Here is an 8335-nt window from a genome sequence, read left to right on the forward strand (position 1 = left end):
CGCGAGCGCCGAAAATACGCACAAATTCAGTAAGAGAAAAATGCACAACAGGAACAGCGCTTCAAACGGGGTACGCTCCCGGTTCTAAGGTTAAAATAAATTCCAGATATGATTTTTTTAGTAATATGATTCCGTTGTTGAAATGTTCCATCATCGCTGAACTGATTTCATGTAACTCCTGGATAGCCACATAGTCGGGGATCATATCCTGCATAAAAGTGCAATCATGCTCCCTGAATCTTTTCAGCTTTTCCTCCATCCCTTCGGGAAAACTCCCGAACAACGCACCCTGCTGAATGTTTTCCGTCATCATCCGGAAACCCCAGCACTCGGCCGACAGCTCATCAAAAAGCGCCGGCAGCGATTCCATATCCTGTTCGCCGGAATTAAACAACAGGCTGATACAATGAATGATCCGGATCACCTGCTCATTCAACTGTTGGCCGGTTTGCTGATACTGCAGGATCTGGGTGTATTTCTCTTTAAGCAGGGCCGCCTTAGCCGGACTTTGCTGCATGGCAACGGTATAATGATACCGGAAGGCCTGCTGATCATGACACTGCAGCCACGCCTCTTCGGACGTAACCTGCGCAGATAACATCCGGGCCAGCTGCTTTGCCCGCGCGGCACTGTATTTCTGTCCGTCAAATTCAAAATAACTGGTCTGAAACTGCCCGCTGCTGATAGCCTGCAACGTTTCCGCATCCTGACGGTCACGGTAAAAAGCCCGCATCCTCATAATAATATCAGGATGATAAAGCGCCTGTAAACTGCCGGCGGTTATTTCCTCCGGTGGCAACAGCCGGGTAAACTCCTCACTAATGCCGCAGAATGGCCGGTTATCATAATAATCATTAAATGCTTTCGGATATTCGTATAACCGGTGCCGTTGCGAAAGCTCTTCAATGTAGGCGGCAGGAGTGATCTCCGTAAATGTTTCGTCACTGTTATGTACCGTGAAATTATATATCAGCGAAGTCATGTGCTGCTGCACATTTTCCGGCTCATTAAACAGGTTCCAGGCACTCAGGCTGACCGGCTTACAGGAAACATTCGCCGCTAAATAATGCGCCTCCCGCGCTTCCCTGGAAAGATGCGAAGTCCACTGCTCCCGCAGCTGCACCCGGCTCTTCAGAAAAGTATGGAAATAATTGTCGGTGATAACCGGTAATCCGGCAGCATCCACTGTGAGATGGTTTTGTGAAGCATAGTAACGGATCATGGCCCGCTGCGCCGTAAAAATATTGGCAAACCGCAGCGTTCTTTCTGCAAGATCCGGTACCTTATGAAAACAATGGTCCAGGCAGTATCCGCCCATTTCCAGCCGCCGTAAACCGCTGATAGCTGTTTCTGTACTGGTAAGACTCACAGCTACTGTATCTGCATGATATTCCATCTCCCTGCTTAATTCCAGGTATTGCCGGTTAATGATCGCATATATCTTCCGCAATACATACTGCATTCCGTTCAGTATCCTCGTAGTAATATGCGCAAAGAAACTTAACAGGCTGCTGCCACTGCTCCAGCGGGCCTCTATTTCATCCCACCGTTCATTTTCATATAGCATATTATACAACATCTTATTCAATGCATAGATGTAGCTGCCCAGTTTCATACTACGCTGCGAGAAATGTGCAAACTCATACGCCAGCAACATCTTAAATTCGCTCACGTTTACACTGTTAATTAACCCCAAACCTATTTCGAGGTTTTTCCCCACCGGCCAGAATAAACTCAGAAAACTGGAATGATAGAATACCGTAGTATGCATGTCCGGCACAATAAATACTTTCTTCGGAAAACTGATGCGCGTGTCCTTCACCAGCTGCGTAATAAAATCAAATAAACGGGGATGATGATCCCGGAAGATCTGCATACGGTAAGGGTTACCCGCAGAACGTTTGTTGAAAAGAAATTTAATGAGAAAAAACAATACCATCCCACCCAGTAAAATGAAACTGAGTCCGATGATGCCGGTGCTCCAGGCCGGATAAGCGCGGAATAACATAATCCCTCCCGACACACAGGCCACAGCCAGCACAACGGTTGCCAATAGCAGTACCACGTAGAGAATAAAGAACAACACCACGCAGCTGACGGCTTTCGTTATCTGTTGCCTGAATAGTAACGTGGGCTGAATAAGTGCCAGATCCGCGTTATCAGGGCACTCAGGGTATAAGTTGGTCATAACAAAACATCAGGTTAGATACGATTGTAACAGCAAAAGAGATTTAAATGTTACATAATATTCATAAACTTATATACTCCCCCAATGCTCCCATATATTCATATGAGAGATGTATATACCCCGCTCCGGCGGATTATTTTTTATGCCAGGATCGGATGCCTTTTATATGGAGCCGAGCGGTCAAATAAATAGCGATAGGTGGCGAGCCTGCGGGTTGGCGTAGCACCAAGCCCCTCGGCCACATTCTGCATTCTCGGATTAAAATCACCAATCCACTGCATTTCATAATCTTCATAATGAGACATGCCGCTCTGAATTAATTTCGCCCCTTCTACAATCATATAAGCATCCACGCCCTTCCCCTGGAATTCAGGAATTATACCAAATATAATTCCCACCATCTTTTTGCAGTAACCGGTTTGCTTTAACCACAGGAACTTCAGCTTTTGTAACAAGCCAAATTTCCCGTTCATATGTTTTATATACTGGTTCAGATCCGGTAAATTCAGCCAGATGGCAATAGGATCGTCGTTGTGATAAACGAACCACGCTATCTTTTCGTCCATCAACGGCTTCATCTGCTTAAACAGCGCCAGCACCTGCGCTTTCCCCATTTCCTTTCCACCCATGTGCTGCGCCCATGCCTTGTTATACACAATGCTGAATGCCTCGGCAAACCGCGGCAGATCATTCTTCCGGATATGCACCGCCCTGAAAGCCGGATCAGCTTCAATAGCTGCATGCCGGATAAAGAATTTCGGCAGCAGCTGGTCACTAACCCTCATTCCATAACAAAGTTGGTGGAAGAAAAGTTGAAAACCATACTGCTCAAATAAACGGATGTAATAGGGAGGGTTGAAATTCATGCAGTATAATGGCTCATGAAACCCTTCTGTAAGCAATCCCCACCAGTTATTGCGCTCCCCGAAATTAATAGGACCATCCATTGCTCCCATGCCTTTTTCCTGCAGCCATTGTTTGGCCGTATCAAAAAGCAGGTTGGCTGCTTCCTGTTGATCTATACAATCAAAGAAACCCACACCGCCTACCAGGCACTCATCTCCTTTTGTCTTATATTTCTTGTTAGTAAAAGCCGCAATCCTGCCGGCTAACCGGCCTTTGTCATCTTTTAAAATCCATCTGATACACTCCCCATGACGGAATGCCTTGTTCTTTTCAGGATCGAAAACAGTATTAATATCTTTATCCAGCGGCCTTATCCAACCAGGTACATTTTTATTTAAATTCACATGCACGTCGATAAATTGCCGGGCGGTTTGTTCATTATTTACAATAATCAGCTGCATTGAAACCATTTGTACAAATGTAATAAAAATGCATTGGCATTATTTTTTCTCTTTCCTTCGATATGAAAAGAACTTATGTTTATCCCGCCATACTCCTGTTGCTCATCGTGGTATTTACCCTGGGCTATTGTCAGCAACAACGGCAAGTGCGCAAAGTGCTGTCCGAAAATCAGCGCCTGTGGAACGAAAACCGTGATCTGCGTAAAAGTCTGGATCAATCCGGGGCAGTTTCCCGGCAAATAACCGATCACCAGGAACTCCGCCAAAGGGTGGCCGGCCAGTTTATTGAACGCAGGGCTTATTACCGGCGAAACTGGCAACAGTTCATTGCGGTTACTGCCGGCGATTACCGCACAGGGCTGCTGGGAGGGATCAAAGACCTGGATATTATCGTAAGAAATCAAACAGAATACCCGCTGGATAATGTAGTAGTCAGCGTTTCCTACATGCGCAACAACAACGAAGTTTTTAAAACAGAACGGTATACCATCAGTAATATTCCGGAGAAAGGTACCCGCAGCATTGCAGCCTCCAACAGCCGCAAAGGCAGCAAAGTAGCGGTAAAACTGATCAGCATTACCAGCCAGCCAATGAACTTCTGCTGGGCTGCCGATAAACCTGCCCCCGCCGGCAATCCCGATCCGTTCGAATGCGTACCATCCGTTAAAAATACACCGGCGCCACCGGCACAGGATAATCAGTAACTTCGTCGCATGATCCGGCTAATACCCACCACCATCGCTAATGAAGCGACCAGGGATTTATATGAAGAAGCATTTCCCGAAGAGGAAAGAAGACCCTGGAACCAGCAGGTGCAGCTGGTCGCATCCGGGAAACTGCAGCTATTGCATATTCACCGCGAAGACGCATTTGCCGGATTTATTTTCTACTGGAATCTTCCTGATTTTAGCTTTATAGAACATTTTGCTATTCATCCCGGTACAAGGGGAGGAGGCGCCGGTACGCAGGTAATGCAGCTGATGGAAGCGCAACTGAACGGAATTGTACTGGAAGTGGAACCGCCTGTAACGGAACAGGCTATACGTAGAATTAAATTTTATGAACGACTCGGCTACCAGGCGTTTGCTGAATCCTATCACCAGCCTCCATATCATCCGCACTATCCGCCGCTGGAACTGCGCCTGATGCAGAAAGGACTAGCGCCCGCTGCTGCCATGTTTCCAAATATAAAGGAACAGCTGTATAAATACGTTTATAACAAATAAAAAAAGTACGAATGATATACAAGGCATTAATGATGTAATCTCACAAACATCTTTGCCGCTGTTATCATTCGTACTTTCGTTATGTCAAAAGAGGTTTATCCTACACGTGAAGGACGTTCCCCCTGTTGTCTGGGTTGCTCCTGTTGCCGTTGCTGTTGTTGTTGCTGCTGTTGCTGTTCTCTTTGTATTCTTTGCTGTTGTTGCTGCTGCTGTTGTTGCTGTTGTCTCTGTTGCTGTTGTTGCTGTACCCTCTGCTGTTGTTGCTGTTGCTCCCTTTGAACCCTTTGTTGCTGTTGTTGCTGCTGTTGCTGTTGTTGTTGCTGAGCCCTCTGCTGTTGTTGCTGTTGCTCCCTTTGTACCCTTTGCTGTTGTTGTTGTTGCTGCTGTTGCTGTTGCTGCTGAATCCTCTGTTGTTGTTGCTGTTGGTCCCGCTGTACTCTCTGTTGCTGTTGTTGTTGTTGCTGCTGTTGAACTCTCTGTTGTTGCTGTAACTGCTGTTGCTGTTGTTGTTGCTGGATCCTTTGCTGTTGCTGTTGTTCAGCAGTTCTGTCTGGTGTTACTCTCGATGGCCTGTTAAAGTTACCCGGGGTATTGTTATTACCCGGATTCGCATTATTAGCCGGATTTGCCGGCTGGGTAGTAGTTCCCTGCCTTACTCTTCCTCCGTTGTTATATGGAGGTATATTTCCGGTATTGTTATTTCCAGGCTGATTCGCTTCTCCGGGACGTACCCGGTTACCACCATTGTTATTATTATTACCCGGTTGAGTAGTATTGCCCGGTGTAACACGGCCCGGACGATTGCTGTTGTTATTATCTACTGCCTGCACCGGTCTTGTACGGTCTACTTCACGTCCTCTCTGGATAGCTGCGGCATCCGGGCGGTATATGCGCAACTGGTTATTCTCTAGTCTTCCCCCGGTTCCCGGTCTGTTGGTATTTTCCACTCTCACTGGTCGTACTGCCTGGCCGGAATACCGTTGTACTTCGTTGGCACTCGGACCGGTATATACTCTTCTTCCTCCGTAATTATTAGTGTTGTTGATAACAGTGGTGTTGTTAATGATCGTAACGTTCCTGCTGTTATTAACGTAGTAGTTGTTGATCCGCGGACTGTTAATGTACTGTCTTGGTACAAATGCCCAGTAATCAGCCGGTGCATTATAAGAATATTGCGGACTCATTGGCGCCCATCCATAATAGTCACCACCGGTTCTCCAGCTAACCCATGCCGGACCCCAGTCGTAACCCGGTACCCACATCCAGCCCTGGAAATCGTCATATAACCAGCGACCGTAGTGGAAGGCTGCCCAACCCCACGCGTAATCAGATACCCAGGTCCAGCCATAGTCAGTGTATACCCAGTGCCCGTTTGTATAGTAAGGTCTGAAATCACGGCCCGCATTAGGGATCCACACCCTGTCGTATCCGGGGTAACTTACCCAGCGGCCGTAAGGACTCAATTCATCATAAAAAGAAATCGATCCGCTCACCTGCACCTGCGGTCCGCCGGAGTAGGATGAGCCATATTGATCATCATATCCGGGTGCATACGTTGATGCACAACTGCTGATGAATGAACCTATAAATAAAAGTGATATTCCTGTGTGTTTTAATAAACTGTTCATAACTCCTGTTTTTTAGTCCTGATAGGTATTGTTGTTTGTAAGACTCTGGAGATGTAATGAATGCTGCGTAAAATTGTGTTTATATCGACAAGCATTTTTTAATGGTCTGTGAATAAAAGTATAGAAGGCGGAATCATTTTAAATTGTTAAAGGATTATGTTAAAATTTTTATAACGCTTTGCTGCAGTTACAGCGTCATATATATCATTAGACAAAAATGGTTCCAATTTCGCAACCGCTGTAAGAGCTTGCATTACAGCCGGTAACAGAAGCATATGCGGAATAATAAAACATTCCTGTAATATTGCAACAGCTCACTTAATCAAAGATGGCTTCCTTTTTCAGTATTCATCATATTTTCTTTACCACACTGGGATATCCGGTCAGTTATGTGGAGTTTATAGGCACGGTCACCGGCTTGTTATGCGTATGGCTGGCCGCAAGAGATCATATCCTTACCTGGCCGGTGGGGTTGGTCAACGTGAGTTGCTTCTTTGTATTGTTCTGGCAATTGCAATTGTATGCAGATATGTTCCTGCAGGTATACTTCTTTGCCACCGGGGTTTATGGATGGCTCTTCTGGTACAGGAAGCAACCGGAAAATGAACCCGTGTATGCATTGCAGCCCCGTCATCGCTGGCGGCTGGGAATGGCCGCCTTGCTGTTGTCGGCAGCTACCGGCTATGTTATCAGCCAGCTGCACCTGTGGTGGCCTCACGTATTTGAACATCCTGCAGCATGGCCCTACACCGACTCGCTGGTGGCGGTTTTAAGTGTGATCGCCAATATCCTGCTGGCTAAAAGGATCTGGGAAAACTGGCTGCTATGGGTAACCGTAGATGCAATAGCTACCTATATTTATTTTCAGAAAGATGTAAAGTTTCTTGGAATAGAATACTTTATTTTGCTCATCATTGCCGCCATGGGACTGGCAAAATGGTTGAAAACATATAAACAACAACTTACCAATAAATAACCCTATGCTTACTTTTAAACAAAAAATCCGTCGTATAGCCCTTACATTTATAGCCATTTTTGTATTGATGTTCCTCTGCAGGATCGGGTATGGTTACCTCTATAAAGGCCGCCAGCAGGAAGCATCCGGTGAAAATGATTTTTTATCCGGTGTAATGAGGCAACAGAAAAATTATGCATCTGAAAAAATAAAAGCCTTTAACCCGCAGAACAATGCACCGGATATGGTGTCCGGCAATCAGAAGTATGAAAAAGTAGCCAATGTACGGGCGAAATCATCGCAGTTTTCGGAAGATGAAAAACTGCTGCATGGCACCATTAAAAAATTTGATGCCATTGTACAGTACGAGCAGCAATCCGGCAACAGCGGGAACCGCCAGATACAACTGCTGATAGGCGTTTCGCCTCAAAAGTTCGATTCGTTTTACAAGGCAACACAAGGGATCGGAGAAATAAAATCTACCGAAATAACCAAAACAGATAAAACAAGCGAATACCGTAAACTCAATGCCCAAAAGGCTTCCCTCGAAAATTCACTGGCTTATTTTAATGAACTGAAAAAGAAAGACGGCAAAATAGAAGACTTTATCCAGCTGCATAACCAGATCTATGAAGTAGAAAAGGAACTGCAGGGCCTGGGCGTGGAACTCGGCAACTTCGCAGAAGAAAATGAATTTTGTACCGTGCAGTTCTCTATGTATGAAGGCGCCGCGGTTAAAGGCATTGCTTTTATTACCCGTGTGAAAGTGGCGCTGGAATGGACTATCAAGTACTATGCAGTGCTGGTAGCGGCCATTTTCTTTGCCGCAGGAAGCGCCTGGTTTTTATTGAAGCTGTGGGAGCTGGTGAATGGCTGGATCCTGTCTGCTAAAAAGAATTAAAATAAAAGAAGCTGTCTCATAAATAAATGAGGCAGCTTTTTCATTTTAGGCTTTAAGGATGGTTTTATCCACAATTTGCAGTTGAAAAAAAGGGAAGTTGTAAGTGTTTACGCACCAGAAGTTATTGTGT

7 protein-coding genes are annotated in these 8335 nt (G+C 45.7%); 4 read left to right on the top strand and 3 right to left on the bottom strand.

The window, feature by feature from the left end:
- Nucleotides 1–61: 61 nt before the first annotated feature.
- Complete coding sequence (locus tag ACLHR0_RS28145; protein WP_436491122.1) at nucleotides 62–2188, bottom strand: M48 family metallopeptidase; 2127 nt, start codon at nucleotides 2186–2188, stop codon at nucleotides 62–64.
- Between the two features lie 140 nt (nucleotides 2189–2328).
- On the bottom strand, nucleotides 2329–3495 hold the full coding sequence (locus ACLHR0_RS28150; RefSeq protein WP_436491124.1) for a hypothetical protein: 1167 nt from the start codon (nucleotides 3493–3495) through the stop codon (nucleotides 2329–2331).
- A 62-nt stretch (nucleotides 3496–3557) separates the two neighbouring features.
- Here ACLHR0_RS28150 and ACLHR0_RS28155 point away from each other — a divergent pair, with 62 nt between their 5' ends.
- Both ACLHR0_RS28155 and ACLHR0_RS28160 read left to right on the top strand, forming a co-directional pair.
- Entirely contained in the window at nucleotides 3558–4199 is a 642-nt protein-coding gene (locus tag ACLHR0_RS28155; RefSeq protein WP_370910917.1) for a hypothetical protein, read from the top strand.
- A gap of 9 nt (nucleotides 4200–4208) precedes the next feature.
- Nucleotides 4209–4721, top strand: coding sequence for a GNAT family N-acetyltransferase (locus ACLHR0_RS28160; RefSeq protein WP_436491126.1), 513 nt, complete (start codon nucleotides 4209–4211; stop codon nucleotides 4719–4721).
- Nucleotides 4722–4816: 95 nt separating this feature from the next.
- Here the strand turns inward: ACLHR0_RS28160 and ACLHR0_RS28165 are convergent, their stop codons facing one another.
- Nucleotides 4817–6349 (bottom strand): DUF6600 domain-containing protein, encoded by a 1533-nt coding sequence (locus tag ACLHR0_RS28165; RefSeq protein ID WP_436491128.1) that lies wholly within the window; start codon nucleotides 6347–6349, stop codon nucleotides 4817–4819.
- Nucleotides 6350–6677: 328 nt separating this feature from the next.
- Between ACLHR0_RS28165 and pnuC the strand changes: the two genes are divergently transcribed.
- The gene (pnuC, locus tag ACLHR0_RS28170) at nucleotides 6678–7325 is read left to right on the top strand and encodes a nicotinamide riboside transporter PnuC (protein ID WP_436491129.1); all 648 of its coding nucleotides are present in this window, start codon (nucleotides 6678–6680) and stop codon (nucleotides 7323–7325) included.
- A 4-nt stretch (nucleotides 7326–7329) separates the two neighbouring features.
- Nucleotides 7330–8205: a DUF4349 domain-containing protein gene (locus tag ACLHR0_RS28175; RefSeq protein WP_436491131.1), complete on the top strand. Its 876-nt coding sequence runs from the start codon at nucleotides 7330–7332 to the stop codon at nucleotides 8203–8205.
- Nucleotides 8206–8335: the final 130 nt, after the last annotated feature.

It is taken from the genome of Chitinophaga sp. ARDCPP14 (assembly GCF_051362515.1).
Lineage (GTDB): Bacteria > Bacteroidota > Bacteroidia > Chitinophagales > Chitinophagaceae > Chitinophaga.

What these genes read in the sequence shown, in the direction of transcription:
- ACLHR0_RS28145 (WP_436491122.1), bottom strand. Translation starts at nt 2,188, where the DNA reads ATGACCAACTTATACCCTGAGTGCCCTGATAACGCGGATCTGGCACTT.
- ACLHR0_RS28150 (WP_436491124.1), bottom strand. Translation starts at nt 3,495, where the DNA reads ATGCAGCTGATTATTGTAAATAATGAACAAACCGCCCGGCAATTTATC.
- ACLHR0_RS28155 (WP_370910917.1), top strand. Translation starts at nt 3,558, where the DNA reads ATGAAAAGAACTTATGTTTATCCCGCCATACTCCTGTTGCTCATCGTG.
- ACLHR0_RS28160 (WP_436491126.1), top strand. Translation starts at nt 4,209, where the DNA reads ATGATCCGGCTAATACCCACCACCATCGCTAATGAAGCGACCAGGGAT.
- ACLHR0_RS28165 (WP_436491128.1), bottom strand. Translation starts at nt 6,349, where the DNA reads ATGAACAGTTTATTAAAACACACAGGAATATCACTTTTATTTATAGGT.
- pnuC (WP_436491129.1), top strand. Translation starts at nt 6,678, where the DNA reads ATGGCTTCCTTTTTCAGTATTCATCATATTTTCTTTACCACACTGGGA.
- ACLHR0_RS28175 (WP_436491131.1), top strand. Translation starts at nt 7,330, where the DNA reads ATGCTTACTTTTAAACAAAAAATCCGTCGTATAGCCCTTACATTTATA.